Origin of the sequence: Streptomyces sp. NPDC059853, from assembly GCF_042731495.1 — a bacterium.
GTDB lineage: Bacteria > Actinomycetota > Actinomycetes > Streptomycetales > Streptomycetaceae > Streptomyces.
The window spans coordinates 36143-55895 of record NZ_JBHWJL010000003.1 but is presented as its reverse complement, the minus strand read 5'-3'; the positions used below and the strand labels follow the sequence as shown (position 1 = coordinate 55895).

General features: G+C 69.8%; 6 protein-coding genes and 1 pseudogene. All 7 read right to left on the bottom strand.

Annotated features, from left to right (window positions below; genetic code table 11):
* Nucleotides 1-38 precede the first annotated feature (38 nt).
* Nucleotides 39-13016 carry a UvrD-helicase domain-containing protein gene (locus ACFV5N_RS00740; RefSeq protein WP_385592262.1) on the bottom strand — a complete coding sequence of 4326 codons (12978 nt, stop codon included), beginning with the start codon at nt 13014-13016 and terminating at the stop codon, nt 39-41.
* Between the two features lie 4 nt (nt 13017-13020).
* The gene (locus ACFV5N_RS00735; protein ID WP_385592261.1) at nt 13021-13545 is read right to left on the bottom strand and encodes a hypothetical protein; all 525 of its coding nucleotides are present in this window, start codon (nt 13543-13545) and stop codon (nt 13021-13023) included.
* Nucleotides 13542-14072, bottom strand: coding sequence for a hypothetical protein (locus tag ACFV5N_RS00730; RefSeq protein WP_385592259.1), 531 nt, complete (start codon nt 14070-14072; stop codon nt 13542-13544). Before ACFV5N_RS00730 ends, ACFV5N_RS00735 begins: the two co-directional genes overlap by 4 nt.
* Nucleotides 14065-15858, bottom strand: a complete 1794-nt coding sequence (locus ACFV5N_RS00725; RefSeq protein WP_385592257.1) for a type IV secretory system conjugative DNA transfer family protein — start codon at nt 15856-15858, stop codon at nt 14065-14067. Before ACFV5N_RS00725 ends, ACFV5N_RS00730 begins: the two co-directional genes overlap by 8 nt.
* On the bottom strand, nt 15855-17216 hold the full coding sequence (locus tag ACFV5N_RS00720) for an ATP/GTP-binding protein (RefSeq protein ID WP_385592256.1): 1362 nt from the start codon (nt 17214-17216) through the stop codon (nt 15855-15857). The genes ACFV5N_RS00725 and ACFV5N_RS00720 overlap by 4 nt, the downstream gene beginning before the upstream one ends.
* 16 nt (nt 17217-17232) lie before the next feature.
* Nucleotides 17233-18735: an SCO6880 family protein gene (locus ACFV5N_RS00715; protein WP_385592254.1), complete on the bottom strand. Its 1503-nt coding sequence runs from the start codon at nt 18733-18735 to the stop codon at nt 17233-17235.
* A gap of 4 nt (nt 18736-18739) precedes the next feature.
* Nucleotides 18740-19753 (bottom strand): annotated as a pseudogene (locus ACFV5N_RS00710) (hypothetical protein); the annotation flags it as partial.

Below are 19753 nucleotides of genomic sequence, written 5' to 3'. Positions count from 1 at the left end.
CCTCCGCAGGGTGGCCCGCCGGAGGCGTTCTTGTTCCGTCAGCGGCGACCGGCCGAAACACCGGCCGGTGTCCGCTGGGTCTCATGAAGCTGTTGGTGGGCGTGGCGGTTCCGGACGGAGGAGGCGGCGACTTCCCGGACGCGGGCGACGCTATCCGGCCCCGGGGCTTCAGCCTCCGTGGTGGGGCCGGGCGGTGCCTCCTCCCGGGCCAAGAGCGCCACGGCCTCGTCGCTCCGGCCACTCAGGTACAGCTCCATGGCCTGGTTCGCTCGTTGACCAGCGTCCCCTCGGTCGCTCCTGCCCTGGGCGACCTGGCGGCTCTCCGCGAAGAGCAGACGGATCATGTCGGCCCTGTCGGGGCCGCCATCGACCGCCGGACCGTGAGGGAGGACCTGACGGACTTCGTCGAACCAGCGGGTACGGAACGGCTCGTGGGTGGGATTCCACCGCGGTGCGTCTTCCTCGGCAGCACGGGCTTCTTCGATGGCGCGGGCTGCTTCCCCGGGCGACATCAGGACTTCGCGCAGCCGACCGCGTTGCGGCGCACCGACGATTTCCAGGTCCTCAAGTCGGCGGAGAAGCCCCCGTGCCTCGGCGTACCCGACGTTCATCCGGCTCTGCAAGCTCACCGGCGAGGCGACGTCGGCCTCGCTGACGACGGCCGCCGCGCGGTGCAGCCCTTCCCAGCCTTCGGCGCCGGCGGTCGGCTCCTCGGCCGTGGTGGGCGGGTTGTAGTACGTCCCCAGTGGGCTGTTCGTTCCGGAGGGGAGGTGACCACGCAGATGTGACAGATGATCTTCCGCCGTGTGGTGAAGGAGGTGGACCGCGTTCCAGCGCAGGCCATCCCGAGAGCCGCCCCGCTCCAGCCGGTCGAGGAGCGCTCGCGCTGCCTGGGCGATCAGCTCCACCGTGCGGGCCCACAACATCCGGAAGGTGCCCAGGGTGGCGTCGTCCGCCGAGAGGCGGTACGTGCCGAGCCGGGCCTTGTCGAAGACCTCCTGGGCGGATTCGAAAGCTGCGGCGGCTCGGCGCCACAGTGGATGATCGGCCAGCTCACCCAGACGTTCGGCTGTGGAGTGGTAGTGCTGCTTCACCGATTCGAAGCCGGTGGCCATGAGGATCTGTGCTCTGCCCGGCCTGCCGTCCCTCGTGGTCATGCGGGTGGCGAGCCGGTTCCATGCCGCGCGGACCTCGGCTGCGCGGTCGATCCGCTCGTCAGCCGGAAGGTTGCCGGCCCACCTGTCCGCCTGCGTCGTCGCAGCGCGGTGGAGCTGCCGGGCGGCGGCCCACGCGTCCGTATCCCGCTGACCGTTGTGCTCCAGGCGCCGGGCGAGCGCGAAGGCGTCGTGCGCGAGCGCCCGCGCGGTGAGCGACCGCACCGTGCGGTCCAGTTCCGCTGTCGATACGACCGAAGCGGCCGTTCCGGAACTGAACGCGGAGGTCAGTGCCTCTTCGGCCTGCCGGAGTCGGCCGATGCTCTCCCATTCCGGCGCTCCGGCGAACGCGTGCGACTCGTCCCGTGCCCCGGCCAGGGCCACGCCCAGCTCGCTGTCGTCCAACGGCGGAAGCACCACCCCCCGCGCCACCGGACCGATGTCCGCGCTGCCCAGAATCCCGTCGAGCAGGTCACGCAACGCCGCGAGCTGAGGCATGAGCTGCCCGCCTGTCTTGTTCAGACTCACCTCTACCTCGGCCAGGTGCTCGCGGGCCGTCTCCGGCTCGGTGGTGGGAAGAGGCTCCTCCGTCGTCTCCTGCGGCTTCTTCTCCGGCTCGGGCACGGCCTCGGGGAAGGTCTTCTGCTCGGTGACCACCGGCTTCTCCTGTGCAGTCGCCACCTCGTGAACCGGCGCCTCAGCGAGGGCGGTCGTTGCCGTCTTCGCCGGTACCGACTGGGTGGCGTTCTCGTCCAGGAAACGGATCCAGTCCAGCGAGCCCGGGTCGAGTTCTTCCTTGGCCCGGGTGACCGTGACGTACGCGAGCCGAAGTTCTCCGGCCAGCGGAAGTTCCAGTTCGCCGGTCTCGGCGTTCACCTTGGGCTGGGGAAAGTCTCCTCCGATCCGGACCCGGTGCCATTCCCGCCCCTTGGCCTTGTGTGCGGTGGAGACGATCAGGTCCGGACGGACCCCGGGGGCTTCACCCTCCTCTGGCACCAGGCCCTTCATCATGCGGAGCAAGCCTTCCGGCGAATACCGCTCGACGAGCCGGACGAAAGTCAGGAGGGCACCGTCCTGCTCCGTCTCCGCGTAGTGGCGAACATCGTGCCAGCTGGTGAAGGCGCCCAGCTCGGGGTGGTTCGTCCGGCGTCCTCGTTGAAGATCCTGCGCCGCTCGCGCGGTGTCCTCGATCTCCCGTCCACCTCCCACGAGCGCGACCCGCTGCTCTGCCTCCAGCGCGCTGAAGACCACTCCGATCGCCCCCACGTTCGTGCGCGTCAGCACGGCGTCGACTTCGCCCGACAGCGGGCCGACCGTGGATCGCCGTGCCGGGTTGCCCTCCAGCGTCAGCTCGGAGCCCAGCAGCCGCAGGTAGCTGTTACCGACCTCCGCGACATCGGGTCCGAACCGCCAGCTCTGGGTGAGGGGGAGGACGACATCCGCGGGCCAGTCCTTGAGCGCGTCGATGGCGCCGCGGAACTCGTAGATGCTCTGGTTGCTGTCGCCGACGACCACGGTCTGGGCCGTCTGATCCTGGATGACCTTCTTCAGCACGGGGTTGATGTCCTGCGCCTCATCGAAAAGGATCATGTCGAACGGCAGCCGGGGGTTCGTCAGGGCCCAGAGCTTCAGATAGTCGTCGTGCGTGAAGAACAACTTGTCGCTGTTCGGATCGGCGATGTCCTCCCACGCCCGGCGGGCAAGACCCAGCAGCGCGGTGACGGCGGAATCGTCGGTCCAGCCCTGTCCCAGGTGCCGCGGCAGCAACTCGGGGTCGGCGCTCTCCCGGAAGTTCCGCACGGCGGTCATAGCGATCCGGGCGGCGCTCTCCGGCTCGATGGAGCCGCCCCGGTAGCGCAACGGCTCCGTCAGCCCGAGCGCATCGGCCACATCCTGCGGGCGGCGAGCCCCGCCATTGCGGCCGGCCTTGCCGATCTTGCGCCGAAGCGGCGTGTTCCGCATGTCCGCCCTGGCGAAAGCGTGGCTGGTGTCCGCGGTGACGTGGGACGGGAACTTCTGCCGGGCCTCGTCCGCGATACTGCGGTTGAACGCCACGTAGGCGATGCGCTTGTCCGACATCCGCCGGGTGACCATCTGGAGTGTGGACGTCTTCCCCGTGCCGGCAAGGGCCTGGACCGCAACGTCTCTGCCTGCCACGCAGGCGTCGATGATGCGCTGCTGCTGCGGTGTCGGCGGGTATTCGGGAGTGGGTGACGCCGTTCTCGTGAAACCGGCGTCCTTCTCCCGCAGGTAGTCGCGCACCTCTTCCACGACCGTGTCCCGCCGACTCGATGGGCCTTGGTATGCCCATCGGCCCTCTTTGTACGCAAAGTTACGGTTCTTCTTCAGCAATGCGCGCAGCTCGGCCTCTTCCGGCCAGTGCTTGCCGCCCGTGCCGGTGACGTACGTGTTCTCGTTCTCCGTGACGATCCGCACCCGGCTCGACCACGAAGTCGCTGTTACCGGTGGCTCGACGGTGGGGGGCACCTGCTGCTCCTTCTGCTGCTGGCCGACCATCAGGTTGCGCGGGACATCCCATTCGTAGACGTCGTCCGGATCGTCGACGGCGGCGAGGCTGATTCGGACCAGGCCGGTCCGGTGCGGCTCACCGACGTCGAGCACTTCCAGCAGCCGCCCGGCCGGACCGGAGCCCCAGCGGATGCGTTCCCCGGCGCGCAGGCGGTCCGCGTACGTCCGTCCTTCGGCGGCCGGAGGCCGGTCCGGGTCCTCGGTCAGCAGGCGCCATACCCGAATGGCGGACGAGACGGACGGAGGGAGGCCCTGCTCGATGTCGAAGGCGGCCCGGAGCGCCAGGACCTGACGGTCGAGGTCGAACCGAACGGACCCCAGTTCGCCGGCGGCCGGGATGCGGGCCCAGTCGACCGGGTCTCCCGTGCTGTCGGTGAGGGCGGCCAGGCGTTCCGAGAAGACCACGGCTTCGGTGGCCGACCGGAACCCGGTCATCGTCTCCAACGGGCCTTCCAGCTCGGTGGCCGGCAGGTTGGCGTAGGTGTCGATTCTCCCGTAGTCCGCTGAACCGCTGCCCGCCGACCGCAGGGCCCAGCACGGGCCGGCATCGTCCCGGTCCAGGGTGAACAAGCCGTTCGGCGTGCGATCGGGGGACAGGGACCGCCGTGCCTCGTCCGGGCTCATCGCCATGAGTTCCCGGACCCGAGTCCATGGAAGAGGAACGGGGAGCGGAAGCACACGGGCTTGGGGCATCGCGAGAAGGTCGGACAGGAGGTATCGGCCTTCGAGGCTGCTGGACACCAGGTTGTTCTCGGGGACGATATGCGCCCCGTACACGATTGGCTCGGGATCGTCTTCGGTACCCGGCTCCACGGAGCGGAGCAGAAGAAGAGCGCCGGGCACCGTGCCGTCAGGAAGAGGCAGCGTGGTGGTCACGGCAAGCCGGGCCTCGTCACCGAGGGCCTTCGGCAGGGCCTCCAGATCCTCCCGGGTCAGCCGGGAGACTTCGGACGGAGCGGGAGCCGACTCTTCGAAGAGGGCTTCCTGTGCTGCCTCTGCCTCCGGCGACGTGGTGCCGACGGGTGTGGCCGCCACCGTGCTTTCACCGGGGCGTGGTTCTTCGACCACGCGGCAGAGCGCCAACTCGCGCTCCACATCGCCGAGAGCGGGGCGGAAGCCGTTCCTGGCCGTCCGGTCACCGTGGTGAGTGGCCGCGGAGTGCTGGGCGCTGTATCCGTACCTCCCCCGGCGCTCCCTCCACAGCAGGCTGAAGGCGCGCGGGCCGTGATCGGTGTGGGCCTTGAGCGTCAGTTCGTAGAAGGCGTAGTGCTGGCTGTCGTCGTCCCAGCGTTCGCCGACCTGCCACCCCCTGTTCCTGGCCCGCTCCGCGATCAGGGCCGCGCGCTCCGGGGTGGGGCGCTCGGGTGCGCGGGTTTCTGTGGCCTCGGCACCGGCTGTCGCCTGCGGCTGAACGGTGCCCGCGGTCTCGCTGAACAGCTGGTCCCAGAGCCCTTCGCGTTCCGCCGTCGCGTTGATGCGGGAGGCCAGCAGCGTGGCGTACTGCGTCATCGTCCGGAAGTGGCGCAGCGCCACCGGGGCCCGGTACCCCTCCTGGTCCAGGTTCCCGGCCAGCGTCTGAGCAGCGCGGGCGAGTTCCGTGCACCGGCGGACCACGTCGGCGGCCGGGTGAACGAACGGGTCTCGGCCGCTGGCCACCGGTCCCTGGCGCAGTTCCTCCAGGGCCACGAAGACGGCGTGGCTGTCGGGGCGAACGTTCACCCCCCGGTCGACAAGTTTCCGCCCGGCGGGAGTGTCCCGCATGCTCCAGTAGCCGGCGAACATCGCCTCGAAGTCCCGGGTCGCCTCAGCTCTGGACGAGTAGGGCTCACCGAGCGGGATGAGGATCTTGGGCTCCGCCATCCGGTGGGGCCGGCCGAGGAAGCTCAGCCCGTCCAGCAGCGCCCGGACCCGCGTGTTCCGGTGCGTCCGGGACATGTGCGTGGGCAGGTGCCAGTGTCCGTGCTCCTCGGAGAACTGGAAGCCGTGGCTGCCGAGCTGTGCCCGCACGGAGGCGTCCCCCTCCTCCATGGTCGGACCTCGGACGATCGTCGCCCCGGTGTGGTGCTCGATCTCCACCTCGGTCGGATGCACCGTCGCGGAGTCCGGAGCGGGAGGGACCGCACGGAGACGTTCCTGATGTGCCGCCAGCTCCTCGCGGACGGCGGCCACTGCTGCCGGCTGTCCGGCCGAGGAACGGCAGTTCGCGGCGTGGTGGTAACAGATGCTCACCAGCTGGGTGAGCGCGTCGTGGTCCCCGGGCGTGGCAAAGACCGCGCTGGGGAGGCTGAGCACCAAGGTGTAGCCGGCATGAGCGAGCCCAGCGGCGTGGCGGGTGACCTCGTCGAGGGTGCCGTCATCCGTGATGGCCCACTCGGCCGCGTGGTGAGCCTGCCGGAAGTTCTCGACGACATCGGTGTGCGTCTCCGGGCGTTCAGCGAGACGCCGGGCCGTGGGTGTTTCCCACCAGGCGTTCCACGCGTCACCCAGGCGCCGGAGCCCGTCCGTGAAGGAGTGCCCGGGTCCGTACGGCGCGGCGCCGATGTCGGCGGCCAGCTGGTGGGCGGCCAGCCGCCGGTGGTGCTCGTAGGCCCGCTCGGCGACGTCAGCCAGGATCGTGCGGCTCTCCGACTGCTCGGTGTCCAGCACCGCCGTCACGGCGTGCGAGACGACGTCGGCCCACGCGGTGAGAGCGGCGCCGACCCCGGTGTCGGGGACTTGCCGGGCGTCCCACATGGCGCGGCGTAGCAGAGCGCCCGCCTCGCTCACGGTTCCGCGTTCGCTCTCGGGCCATCGGTCGTAGGTTTCGAGGACGAGGGACCGGAAGCGGTTCAGCTCGTCGTTGTCGGAATAGGGTTCGGGGCGCTCGCCCAGCGGGTCGGTGCCGTTGGGCACCTCGTGGGCGTCGGCAGCGGCCGTCAGCAGTTCGAACAGGTTGTCTCCGGCGGCGTGCAGGCGCCCGAGGTGCCGTTCCGTGCGCTGGAGGAGGCGGTGGGCCAGCGCGGCGGTCTCGCCGTCCGTCGCATCGGCCAGTTCTCCGGCCGCGTCGGCCAGCCGGTCGTAGAGGTCGAGGACATCGGCGGGGGCGTCGTGCGACGAGGCGGCGAGGGCGGAGGCGACCTGCTCAAACTCCAAGGGCTCGGCTTCTGCACCGGCGTCGGATGCCAACCGCGCTCGCAGCCGTTCCAGCGTCTCGCCGACGAGTTCCGCGCCTCTCACCAGTTCTTCGGCGAACGTGTACCGGCCCAGCATCACGGCCAGGCGCTGAGCCCGTGGGTTCGACGAGCCGGGCGTGCGGGGGGCGAGGGGAACGATGTCGAAGCGGGAACCGTCCGGAGTGGTCAGGGTCAGCCCGCGCCGGCGTTTCTGCACGGTCAGGCCGTCCGCGATGAGCTGGCCGATTCCCGCGGCGAGATCGACCCCGTTGGCGGCGGGCGTGCTTCTCCCATCCGGCCCGGTCACGGTGTACTGCTCGAACAGGGAGAGGCCGGGGATGGACTCGGTCGCTTCCTCGTCGGCAACGGTGATCGGCTCCTCGGTAGCCGCCCAGCGCTGGAAGGCTGCGCTCTCCGGGTTCTCGACCGTGGCTCGGTAGCGGGCGGCGTGGTCGCGAACCTTCATGTGCATGGCCCAGGTGTCGCTGACGGTTCGTGGTCCGCGCTGTTCCCGGTCCCACTGTTCGCCGACCACACGAGCCTGCTGCGCGAGCGTGTCCACGAGCCGCCAGTCCAGGTGTCCGTCCAGGCCGAGCAGCCGTGTTCTCCGTGCGTTCTGGCTCGCCGCGGACACGGCTGCGGCGGTCAGCGCGAGCGCCCTTTCCGGTTCGTTGCCTTCCGGCAGCCGGACGCCGTGTTCCTCTTCCCACTTCCGGAGGGCGGCCAGCGTCGCTTGCTCTTCCGCCCAATACTCAGCGCGGCCGGCGTACGGTGCGGCGGGCTGCTCCGGCACCGGTGCCGGAGCCAATGCCGGTGCCGGCGCCGGTGCCGGTGCGGGTGCGGGTGTCGCTGCAGTGTCTTCCCCGTCGGGCTCTTCGGGCTCGTACGCCTCGATCTCGGCTTCGAGCCGGGCTTGGTCTGCACGCGCCCGGACGAGCTTGTCCCGCTTCGTGAACGGCTGGTCGACAAGCTTCTGGGCCCGGTCGATCTCCTGCTTAAATTCGTTCTCGACGGCCAGGAGCGTGCCGTGCAGCCCGTCGAGTTTCTCCACCACGTTTTCCAGCCGGGAGACCAGGCCCAGCGGGGGTTTCCCGTCGCGGATCAGCCCCACCACGTCATCGATCACGAAGCCGACCTGGCGTACCTCTTCCAAGTCCTCGATGGTGAACCGTGCCGTCTCATTGTTGGCGCTGACCCTGGCGAGGAACCGCTGGCCCCCGAGGGTGGCGATGTGTTGCCAGCGGTGGGGGTCCCCGTATCTGCGGGCGGACATCAGCATGAGGCGGCGGCGCAGTGCCACGGCGGCGTCCTGGCGCCTGGTCACCGTGGTGCCGTCCGGCAACTCCATGGCGAAGGCGTCGCCCTTGGTCTCCGTCCTGCGCCGGCCCGCCCGCTCTGCTGCTTCAGCCAGCCGCTGCGCCTTCGCCAGGGTCTCGTCCCCGGTATCGACGACGGTCCGCAGGTGCTCGTTGGTGCGCCGCCAGCTCTGGTACGCCGCCTCCAGCTGGCGTACTTCCTCGTCCGCCTGGAGCTTCTTGAGAAGCAGCGGGTTGCCGGTGGCCAGCGCCTTGATCTCGCCGAATTCGAGGTAGTCCTTCCCCAGATCGCCATCGAGCGCCCGGTCCTGCTCGTCCGGGTCCCGTCCGGTCCGTACCTGGTCGATGAAGCGGGCCTTGCGCTCCACCGTCTGCCACATGAAGGAGTCGAACGAACCCTCCTTCACCCACCGATAGATCTGCACCGGGAAGCCCATGGAGAAGTGCTGGTTGAACTGGCGGATGATGCGTCCCTCACGCTGGGTCACGTCACTGGGCCGCCATGGGCAGTCCAGGTGATGCAAGGCGATCGCCCGGTCCTGCACGTTGACGCCCACGCCCATGGTGTCGGTCGAGCCGATCAGCACGGCGACCTTGCCTTTGCGGCAGTCGGCGAACAGTTCCTCCTTCTCCTCGGCGGTCCGTGCGCTCTGCGCGTACCGGATGCCGTCCTCGGGAACGCCGCGCGCGACCAGCTGGTCGCGCAGGTAGGCGTAGGCGATGAACCTGCCCTTCTTCCGGGCGTCGTCCGACGGTGTACCCCGGTCCGCGAACACGAGCTGAAGCGCACCGGGCAGCGGGCTCGGAGTTCCCTCACGATCGGTGTAGGTGTGGTTCCGGTACGCCCGCCAGATCTGGGCGATCTTGTCGGCTGCCGCGTCCAGCTTGCCCGGACCGTCCGGGGTCACGCCGACCATCCGCAGATCCATGGCGGCCATCCGGCCGTCGTTGGAGATCTTGAGCAGGTTGTCCACGGCCGGATCGACCAAGCAGTCCCGCACCAGCTCGGCACGGACGGCGATGTCCGCCATGTATTCCCGGTCGCTGTTGGTTGCCGGCACGACAACCGTCTCACTGACATGGCGCGGCACCGGCAGCTGAATGTCGTACTTCGTCTTGACGTCCGCCATGGCCTTCCACAGCTGGCTGAACGGGCGGGCGTTGCGGAAGGCCCCGATGCGTTCCTTGATCCGCGGGATGCCCTCCGGCGAGATCTCCGGGGCGACGACCTCCATCAGGTACTGCGCCTGGAAGGAGGAAAAGGCGGAGATCTCCGCCGCAGCCAGAAGGTCCGGGCGGAAGTAATCCAGCATGACGTACGCCTGGGGCATGGCGTTGGGGAAAGGCGTTCCGGTGGAGCCGAGCCCCACTTTCGGGCCGTACGCCTTCGCCATGCTGCGCAGCTTGACCTTCAGGCCCCGGGCCTGGGCGGATACCGGCAGCGACAGCTCGCTGTTGTTCGCTCCCACCGCCCCGTTGGCGAAGTCCTGAACCTCGTCGACGGCGATGAAGTCGATACCGGTCTGCTCCCAGGCGATGCCGATCGACGACTGTTTGACCAGGTTCTTCTCGGCTCGTTGGCGATGACGCTTGAGGTCCCCTTGCAGACTCTTGATCGTGTCCCGGGACACTGAGGATCGCCCGGCCGCCCGGTCGCTCTGCGCGCCCGCGGCCACCTCCAGGGCTTCGGAGATGAGTGGATCGCCGCCCGGGTTGTGGTCCTGGGAGAGTTCTTTGTCGCTGCCCGTCAACAGCTTGTGGATCCGGGCCCGGTACTCGGCGGTCTGGTCGGCGACGAACTGTGCCTGACCACGCCCGGACATGGGGATTCGGTTGAACAGGCTCTGCGGCAGGATCACCGCGTCCCAGTCGCCCCCGGCGATCTGGGCGACGTAGGCGGTGGCCGTCTCCTTGGTGAACTCGGCGCTGTCGATGGCCAGCACCCGGGCCTGCGGGTAGGCGCGCAGGAAGTCGTTGCGGAAGTCGTTGACCGTGGCGTTCTTCACCACGACGCAGGGCTTGGTGACGGTGCCCAGGCGCTTCATCTCCATCAGCGTCATGGCGATGGTGAGCGTCTTGCCGAAGCCCACTTCGTAGTCGAAGAAGCTCCCACCCGGTTCGGCCAGCGCACGGGCCACGCCGGCCCGCTGATGGGGACGCGGTGTGATGGCATCGGACAGCCCGGGGAACGTGAGGTGGCTGCCGTCTCCCTGGTAGGGAACGTACGAGTTGTGCAGCCGGTTGTATGTCGCGAGCACATCCTTGGTGCGCTCGGCGTCCTGCCACAGCCAGTCGGCGAACAGCCGGTTCAGCTCGTCCGCCTTCGCGACGACCTGCTCGGTCTGTTCGGCCGCCCAGCGCTTGCCGTCCTGGATGTCCTGCGGGCTGGCGTCCTCGTCCGGTTTCGGCGGATGGATGACCAGGGAGGCGCGGCGCAGCAGCCGGTGGGCGAGATCCACGGCGTTGCGTCTCTCGGTGCCGTACACCTTGGTTGCGGCACGCGAGGTACGCACGTGGACGGGTGCGTCGATCTCCCAGTCGGCGCCGGAGCGACGGCTGACCGTCAGGTACCGGGTCTGGAGCAATTGCTGAAGAAACTGCTCGTAGTACTCCGGAGCGATCCAGGTGGCGCCGATGCCGACGTCTTCGATGTCTCCCGGCTGCTTGTCGGGTGGGAGTACCCGGCGAAGGGCAGCGACGTTGGCCTGGAGAGGATGAACCGGCCGGATCTCGTCCGAGACCATCCGGAGGATCTTCTCGGCCTTCTCCAGCTTGTCCCGGACGTTCCCGCTCAGATACTGCGGCGCCGGGATCAGTCGCTGGCTGCCCGGCTCGTTGAAGACCAGGTCGCCGAGTGCCTCCCGGGCCGCTTCCATGGAGGCGGCGCCCAGCAGGCGGGTGATCTCGCCCAGCCGGACCTCGCCGTAGGTGTTGAGGCTGATCGCGAGGGCGTCCTGGGCCGTCTCGGCTTTCGTCACCTCCAGCCGGGGCTTGCCGACCGCCCGGGTGAAGATCGCGGACTTCTTCGCGGTGCCGCTGTCGCGGTCGTAGATCTCCAGAGCGTAGACACCCGCGGCATACGGGTCGGAGCGGAAGGCGCCATGCGTCGAACGGCGGTCCCGCCGGGTCTCGCGGGCGTTGAGGAACCCGTACTTCGCCGTGTGGCCGTCATACTTCTGGTTCAGCTGCGTGCGTAGCCGGCCGGCCTGTTCCTCCTCCCCGGCGGATTCGGCGGCCAGCAGGCCCACGTAGGTGTCCCGCAGGCTCAGCAACGAGCGCAGTTCGTCCGCCGCGTTGCGGAAGACGGGGCGCTCGGTGATTTCCCCGCCGATGACCTGGAGGAAGGTGCCGTCACCCTGATCGAGCAGGGTGCCCTCGGCGCGCTGGAGTTCGTCGCCGAACATCTCGTGGGCCCGGCGCATCCGTTCCATGCGCTGATCGACGGCGGCGCGCTGGGATGCTTGAGGATCCGGAGTCATCGTCAGGCCGGAGTCCCGCGCCTCGCGGCTGATCGTGGCCAGGGCCTCGGAGAGCTGCGCGGGCAGGTCGGCCCCCGTGGCGGGCCGGACCGTCACATCGTCTCTGCCGTACGGGGTGCTGGTCACGCCGATGGTGCCGAGGACTCTCTCGGGATGCTCGGCGAAATAGCGGTTGACCAGTACGTGGGTGTCCGAGCCGACAGCGACCGGTGCCAGGCCGATCCAATCGGGGGGTGTGTCGCGAGGGCTGCCCTCGCGGCGGCGCAGGATCAGTACATCGGTGACCGCCTCCGTCCCCGCGCTCTTGCGGTGCGCTCCGGCCGGAAGGCGTACGGCTCCGACCAGGTCAGCCCGGTCGGCGATCTCCAGTCGGGCGGTCTTGCCCATGGAGTCGAGGGTGTAGCGGCTGGTGATTACGGCGACGAGGCCGCCGGGGCGGGTGAGGTTCAGGGCCTTGACGATGAAATGGTTGTGGGTGGCAAGCCGCAGCGGGTTGTGGACGGGGTCGGTGAGGGCGATCGAGTCGAAGGGCACGTTCCCGATGGCGGCGTCGTAATAGCCGTCGGGGATGCGCGTGGCGACGAAGGACTCTGCCCGGATCTCCGCATCCGGGTGGAGCGCTGCGGCGATCTCTGCGGTGACGGGGTCGAGTTCAACGCCGGTGATCCGGGTGTGGGGTGGAGCGGCTGCCAGGAAGTTCCCGCTGCCGCAGCCGGGTTCCAGCACCCTCCCGCCCTGGAACCCGAGGTCCCGCAGGGCCCGCCAGATCGGTTCGACAAGGGCGGGATCGGTGAAGTGGGCGTTGCGGGTGGTCGCCTCGGCGGCGTTCCACTCCTCGTCGGTCAGCAACGATCGCAGCTCGGCGCGCGACGTGTCGTACTCGGTGGCACGCGGATCGAAGATCTTGGGGACGGCGCCCCAGGAACTCCAGCGCGCCAGCACCGTCCGCTCGGCTGCTGTGGCGGGGCGTTGTTCGTCGCGCAGGGTGTGCAGAGTGCGGAGCGCGGCGAGGTTGGCGCCGATGCGGGCCATCGGGCCGGGTGGGGCAGCACTGGCGGCGATCTCGGCGAGGATGCGCCGCTCCGCCGCCGCCGGCCCGTCAGCGGCGGAAGCGGTGTCCAGAGTCTCGGCGAGCCGGCCGAAGAGGTCTTCGGCCCGCCGGCCGCGCGGCAGGTTCTCGGGGGTCGCGACCTCGTGAACGGTGTCGTCCACGTTCACTCTGACCAGAACGAACGGGGTGGTATCGGAATGGTCCGGGCCGAAGCCGTAGAGGCGGTACTCCCATGGGCCGGCGTCCACGTTGCTGGCAGCCCGGAGTACCAGAGCGCCGCTCTCCGCGGCGGCGTCCAGCTCGGAGAGGGTGCGGGGCGTCTCGTACAGGGTCATGGCGCTAGAGCCGGCGGCCTTCGGCGCGCAGGTCCTCGACGGAGGTGCCCAGCAGCCGGAGGAAAGACGGGGTCAGGTAGTCCAGGAGCTGACGCACCTGTTCGTCGTCGAGGTCGCCCAAGGTGACGGTGCCGTCGATGAGCGCATCGGCGGTGCTGCCGAGCTGTTCGGTGTGCTCCTCCACCCGCCGCAGGCGGGCCGCGAACTGCTCGTCGCTCTCCAGCAACTCGTCGTCGCCCGGGTCGTACGCGGCGCCCGCCTCGGGTGCCAGCCGCACCATCTCGCTCAGCACCTCGTGCTCGGCCTGTGCTTTGAGCAGGCCCAGGCGCCCGACGCGCTGCTCATGGGTCTCACCGGGCGGCTGCGGGTCCGCGATCACCAGCTCGTCCCAGAGGTCGCCGACCTGCTGCTCCACTTGTTCGCCGAGGTTGGTGAAGAAGGCGATCGGGTCGGGGAGGGCCGCGTAGCGCTGGGGAAGCCACCGCCGCCAGTACGCCCGGGCTTCCACGGCGTATCGGTTCATGGTCATGTCGTCGCTCCTTGTGTGGTGATGGCGAGGATGGGGGTGAGGTACGGCTCGTCGCCGGACCATGGGGTGCGGTGCCGGTCGCGGTGCTGCCCGTTGCGGCAGGGCCCGAGCCAGTGGCGGCCGATGCGTTCGATGGCCCGGGAGAGGGCGTCCTGCCACAGGTACGGGGCGGCGCCGACGTCCTCGTCGCCGCCGTACGCCGAGGTGTGCGAGGTCCACAGCGCGGTGAGTTCTTCGACGACGGCGCCGTGCCGCCACCAGCAGCCGCGAGGCAGCTGATCGGTGGTCAGCTCGTACCGGTCGGAGAGCCAGGCCACCCAGGCCACGAACTCGACCCAGAGGGCCGTTCGCTCATCGGCGGGGAGGTTGTCCCAGTGCACCGGAGCGCCCGCCGTGCGGCCGCTGCTGTCAGCTCCGCCGGGCCCGGGGGCCCCCTGCTCCAGCACGAGAACACGCTCACCGAGCAACGCCAGCTCGCCGCTGACGGCCGTCAGCTCGTCCAGGAGGTCGTCGTACCCGTCAGCCATGGCGGGCCACCAGCTGGTGTGCGCGGCGGGTGGCGTCCTTGATCTCCTCGGCCCGCGACCCTTCGTGGGCGCGAACGAAGGACACGAGCGTGGCAGGCGTACGGCGGTGGATCACGAGCCCGCCGCGCTCGGGGATCATGCGGATGTCCGCCGGCTCAAGCACCGGGCGACGGCGCAGCGCCGTGGAGACCGAGACGTTGCCGACGTGGTCGGCGTTGACCGTCTCCACGTCCTCGTCGAACTCGCCCGTCAGACTGCTGTACGCCTTCAGCTCCTCGGGATCCGAGATGCCGCCGAGGAGAATCTTCACCGTCCCGGCGGCGTACATCTTCCGCACGCCGAGCTGGCCCCAACGCTCCTCCGCTTGGGCGTAGGACTGGAGGACGGCCATCACGAAGATGTTCTGCGAGCCGCTGACGCTCATGAGATTGGGGATGTCGGGGAGCGGGGCGACGTTGGCCAGCTCGTCCAGGAAGCAGCCGAGCGGAAGTGGCAGTCGCCCGTTCGGGGCCCGGCCGGCGATCGTCTTGGCCGTGTCGAAGAGTGCCTTGGCGAAGGCGGCGTTGAGTGGCGCGAGGGCGCTGCCCTCCTCGTCCTCCCCGATGAGGAACAGCGTGCCGCCTTCGGTGAGGTACTGCTCGATGTCGAAGACCTCGGCTTCGGGGTCCGGAGCGAAGATCGCGGCGACCTGGTCGTCGTAGAGCGCGACGAAGGGCTGCTGCGCGGTACGCCAGGTGGCGCTCCGCTCCTCTTCGGCCGCGGCGTGCTGGCCGGCGAGGGCTTCGGCGAGGGCGTGCTTGCCCTGCGTGGCGAGCAGGTCGACCGCTTCGCGGTTGTCCGGGTCGGCGGCCCAGCTCACGACGTCCGCCATCGGACGGTGGTTGAGCGCGGCGGCGTGCAGCCAGCAGGTGATGAGCGTCTTGGCGTTGAGGTTGAAGTACCCGCCGTTGCTGGTGCCCTCATCGCTCTTGGTGGTGGCGACCAGGGTTTCGGCCCGTTTCCGGGCGGTCTGGTACCGCTCGCACCCGGTGGTGAGCGGCCAGCGCAGCTGATGCGGCCAGCCGGACAGACCGGTGGGATCGAGCACGCGCACCGTGCCGTACGGCTCGCGGAGCATCGCCGTCGCGTACAGCACATCCGTCTTGGAGCTGGTGGCGAGCACCGTGCCCTGGAAGTCGAGGATGCCGGGCAGGATGATCTGGCTGGTCTTGCCCTCGCGGGGTGGAGCGACCAGCACCACGCTCTCCTCGATCGCGATCCACAGCGGGATGCGGGACGGGTCGGCGCTGCCGATGTGGACGGCGACGTGCCGGATGGTCACCGAGGCGGGGTCGCGTTCGTACATGGCCGGGCGCAGCGACGGGGCGCGGGTGAGGGCCTGCTGTTCGCCCATGGCGCGCTCCAGTTGCGCCGCGTCGGCCCGCCCGGCCGCGCCGGAGATGCTGTGGCGGAGCCACCGGTGCCACCCCCACCGCGCGGTGATGGCGGTACCGATGGTCAGCGCCGCGAAGCTGGTCCAGAAGGCGAGCGGTCCGCCGACTCCGCTGCCGGTTGGCCAGGCGGCGGCCGGATCGGCGGGACGGAGGAACAGCGGCGGCAGCGCCGGGGCCACGGACTCCCAGCTGACGAAGGCCGGCCTGCCGTGGGCCAGTACACCGGAGAGGCAGGCGGCGAGCCACGTCAGCAAGGTGAGCCCGAAGGCGGCGAACAGCGGGATCATCCACACGGCGTCGCGGCCGAGCCGCAGCCGCCCCGCAGTCATGGGCACGGCCGGCTGCGGCATCATGCGGCACCGCCCTTCCGCAACGGGATCATGGGGGCGAAGACCTGTCCCGCTTCCGCCCCGGTCCGCTCGGTCATGCGCCGGTTGGTGTCGGTCAGCCGCACTTCGGTGGCCGTGCGGATGTGTTCCACGAGGTTGATGCGTGCTCCGACTTGCCAGATCGCACGGCCGGGAGCGCAGATGTTGGCGCCGTCCGGCAACGCCTTGCGTGCCCAGGCCGTAAGCCCGAGGTAGTCGGCGGTGACCTCGGCTTCGTCCCGGTCGAGGTGGTACAGCACGCGGGTGGCCGTCAGTTTCAGGATGGCAGCGGCTTCCGGGGCCTCTTCCAGGGAGAGGTCGGCGAGGTGGTGCAGGACGGCCCAGAACGACAGGCCGAGCCTGCGCCCGTACCGCACCAGTTCCTCAAAGAGGCGGGCCACCGGCCGGTGGCTGAGGATGTGCCACGCCTCCTCGACGATCAGCGTCCGCTTCACGGTGTCCCCGGGCTTGATCCACCCGAAGCGGATCCACGGCCCGATGACGGCCATGAGCAGGGGCATCGCTTCGCCCTCGCGGGGCAGCCGGGTGAGGTCGAAGATGATGAGCCGGGCGTCGAGGTCGATGCCCGGCGTGGTCGGGCCGTCGAAGAGCCCGACCAGCTCACGGTCCGGGTTGCACAGCTCGTCCAGGGCGAGGGCGGCGGGCTGTCCCCAGACGGTCAGCTCCTCCGGTTCGACCTGCTGCTGTCCGAGCAGTGCCCGCCGGGGAGCGGTGAGCGCGTCCAGGACGTCGGACAGGCACACCGTCCGCTGCTGTACTCCGGCGGTGCCGACCGCCGTCCGGTGCGCTTCGGACAGCGCGAAACGAGTCGTGGAGGCCAGCGGACCGCCGGTGATGATCTCCACCATCGAGACCAGTACCTTGAACTGGTGCTCCTGCGGGATGCGCGGATCGAGCGGGTTGATCCGGACGCCGTCCACCGCATCGGCGTTGCCGTACACCAGCCGGACGGGGGTGATGCCCAGCTCCCGCGCGATACCGTCCCACTCGCCCGTGCCGTCCTCACCCTGCGCGTCCAGCACACAGAAGGCGCGGTCCCGGAACCGGAGCTGGCGCAGGACGTACGTCTTCTCCAGCGCCGACTTGCCGTGACCGCTCTTGCCGAGCACCAGGACGTGCCCGCTCGGGAGCCGGACCCGGGCCTTGGGGTCGTAGAGGATGAACGGGTCGAAGATGTACGCCTTGCCGCTGTACGCCTCCCGGCCGATGACGACGCCGCGGGGGTCCATGCCGGCCGCGCCGACCGCCGGGTAGAGACCGCAGGCGTTCGCGGTGGTGGAGCGGACGGCCCTGCGGCGGGTCTGGGACTGGGTACGGAGCATGTCGAGCACGGCGTGGTCACCGGCCTTCCGGGAGCAGGCCGCCCGCGAACGGAAGCGTGTTCACGAAGGCGCGGTGGTGTTCCCGATCGCACCACTCCAGCCGCAGTCCACTGCGGGTGGCGGCGTGGCGGAGAGTGTCGGCGTCACGGCGGAGGACTTCGTCGCTCGGCGAGGTGACGGTCAGCCAGCCGGCGAGCCGGATACCTGCGGCGCCGTTGGCGATCTCGCGCATGGTGGCCAGGGACGCCTGCTGTGCTTTCTGTTCGCGTGGGTCCTCGATCCGGCCCGCGCGTTTGTCGGCTTGGCCGAGTTCGTTGGTGGCGTCGGCCATGGCCTCGGTGATGGCCTGCTCGGACGGTACGAGGTCCATGGTGACGGCGACGGACACGATGACGTCCTGGACGTACAGCAGAAGCGGCGCGAGAAAGTTGACACCGGCGGGGAGCAGCGGCCACTCCTTGATCCAGGCGGTTCGGGAGTGCCAGGCCGCACCGTTTTCGGCTTCCCAGCTGCGCGAGGTCATGTGGTCGGCGGGCCGGGCATCCAGTTCGGCCGGCCACGCGGTGACGCGGTCCATGCCGGTGGTGTCGTCGATCCAGTGGCGGGGGTCGTAGGCGTGGTGGAGGTAGGAGGCCAGGGCGCCCTCGTCGAGGTTGCGGACGTGGCGCAGATGGCCGCGCGCCAGGTTGCGGATGAACGCCTCGATCTCCTTGCCGAGAGTGACCGCGTACCCCTCGTGGAGGGTGCGGTACCGGCGGGCTTCGGCCACCAGCTCGGACGTGTACGGGATACCCAGCGCGAGGACGAGCCGCCGGTCCTCGGCGGTAACAGCCACCTGGCGGATCAGCTCCGCGTACGACTGCTCCAGCCAGGCGGGGGCGTTCGGGTCGCGGCGGGCGGCGGCGTCCCGGGCGTGGGTGTTGGGGTCGGTGGGGATGATGCGGGTGATCCATTGCAGTCTCCGGATCCGGCCGCCGTTGTCCGCCGTCGCCTTCAGCAGATACTCGTACGCGCGGATCAGCGCTTCCTTGTCGTCGCTGTCGAGACTGCCGAAGTCGCGCATCGCCTCGACCTCGATGGCGGCGGTGAACAGCCGCTCGTGGGGCTGGAGGAGGATGGTGATCTCACCGAAGGCGGTGCGGGCTGAGATCCACTGGAGATCGCGCGGGATGCCGGGCGGCATCCCGACAGCGGCCGGGCGACCGCTCGCGTACCGGCCCGCCTCCGGCGCTCTGGACCGGTAGAGCAACGAGCCGTCGCGCAGCAGCCGGCGGTGGGTGCGGTTGATCTCGTACCACTTCAGGTAGGTACGACCCCGGTAGGGCGCGAGTGTGCCCCAGGCGCAGCAGCCGGCGATGAGGGTGAAGAGGGCGATCCTGGCGAGGGTGCCGCCGACCGCCCAGGCGGCGATGAGGCCGCCGGTGAAGCCGGTGACGAGGACGAGTTGTTCGTCTCCCTCCAGTCGCCGGCCGAGCAGTCCGCGGGGACGCGGACGGGGAAAGACGAAGGTACGTGCCATCGGGTTACCTTCCGCTGGGGTGGGGCTCGGTTTCGGGCTCAGTGGTGGGCGCCGGGTCTTCCTCGGGTCGGTGCCCGGGCAGGGGAGCTGTCTCCGGCGGTTCGTCCCAGGGGCCGGCCGCCGGGGCGGTGTGCCCGGACGGGACGGCGGTGTCGGGCGGTGAGCCGAGCGGGGTGTCCGGCCTGTCCGTCGCCCGCTCCGGAGCGGGAGCGCCCGGACCGGGCGAGTCGGGCGAGGGTTCCGGGCCGGCGGTGTTCTGGCCGCCACCTGTTTCCGGACCGGCGGATTCCACGCTGCGTTCGGCGGTCTGCTGCACGTGTTCCTTGGCCATGTCGACGGTCTGCTTGCCGGCCACCACGGCGGCGCCCACTCCGGTCGAGGAAGCGGCGGCTTCGCCCGCTCCCGTTCCCGAGCCGGTTCCGGACGCCATGCTGTTACCCGGCTCGCCGCCCGCATCGGCTCCTTGTTCACTCGCGGTCGCGTTGTCTCGCCCGAAGCGGCCGGAGAGTTCCTGGAAGGTGTCACCCGCGTGGCCGCCCAGCTTCTGGGCGCGCCCGGCGAAGTCCTCCCGGGCCTGGTGCATGCCCTGGATGTCGTCGCCCAGGAGGGGAAGGAACTTGGAGAGCTGGAACGGCAGGTACAGCGCCAGCCAGAGCAGGGCGATGGCGGTGAACACCGTGGCGAATGCCTGCCCGACCGACGTGTCGTTCCCGCCACCGCTCGCGAGCATGCCGGTGGCCAGGGCGACGGTCGTGAGCACGACGTACTTGCTGGCGATGATCGCGCCCATGACACCGACCCAGCGCTTCACGTGACTCCACAGGCTCCGGTCCACCAGACCGCTGAAGACGGTGACTCCGAAGACCAGCCCGGAGAGGATGAGGGCATCACGGATGATGAGCGTCATCCAGACCCCGGCCACCGCGGCGAGCAGTGCGAGGGCGAGGAAGGACAGAATGATCGGCCCGCCCGGGATGGCCGCCAGGGTCGCCAGAGCTGCGGTCACCGTCACCACGAG

What these genes read in the sequence shown, in the direction of transcription:
- ACFV5N_RS00740 (WP_385592262.1), bottom strand. Translation starts at nt 13,016, where the DNA reads ATGACCCTGTACGAGACGCCCCGCACCCTCTCCGAGCTGGACGCCGCC.
- ACFV5N_RS00735 (WP_385592261.1), bottom strand. Translation starts at nt 13,545, where the DNA reads ATGACCATGAACCGATACGCCGTGGAAGCCCGGGCGTACTGGCGGCGG.
- ACFV5N_RS00730 (WP_385592259.1), bottom strand. Translation starts at nt 14,072, where the DNA reads ATGGCTGACGGGTACGACGACCTCCTGGACGAGCTGACGGCCGTCAGC.
- ACFV5N_RS00725 (WP_385592257.1), bottom strand. Translation starts at nt 15,858, where the DNA reads ATGATGCCGCAGCCGGCCGTGCCCATGACTGCGGGGCGGCTGCGGCTC.
- ACFV5N_RS00720 (WP_385592256.1), bottom strand. Translation starts at nt 17,216, where the DNA reads ATGCTCCGTACCCAGTCCCAGACCCGCCGCAGGGCCGTCCGCTCCACC.
- ACFV5N_RS00715 (WP_385592254.1), bottom strand. Translation starts at nt 18,735, where the DNA reads ATGGCACGTACCTTCGTCTTTCCCCGTCCGCGTCCCCGCGGACTGCTC.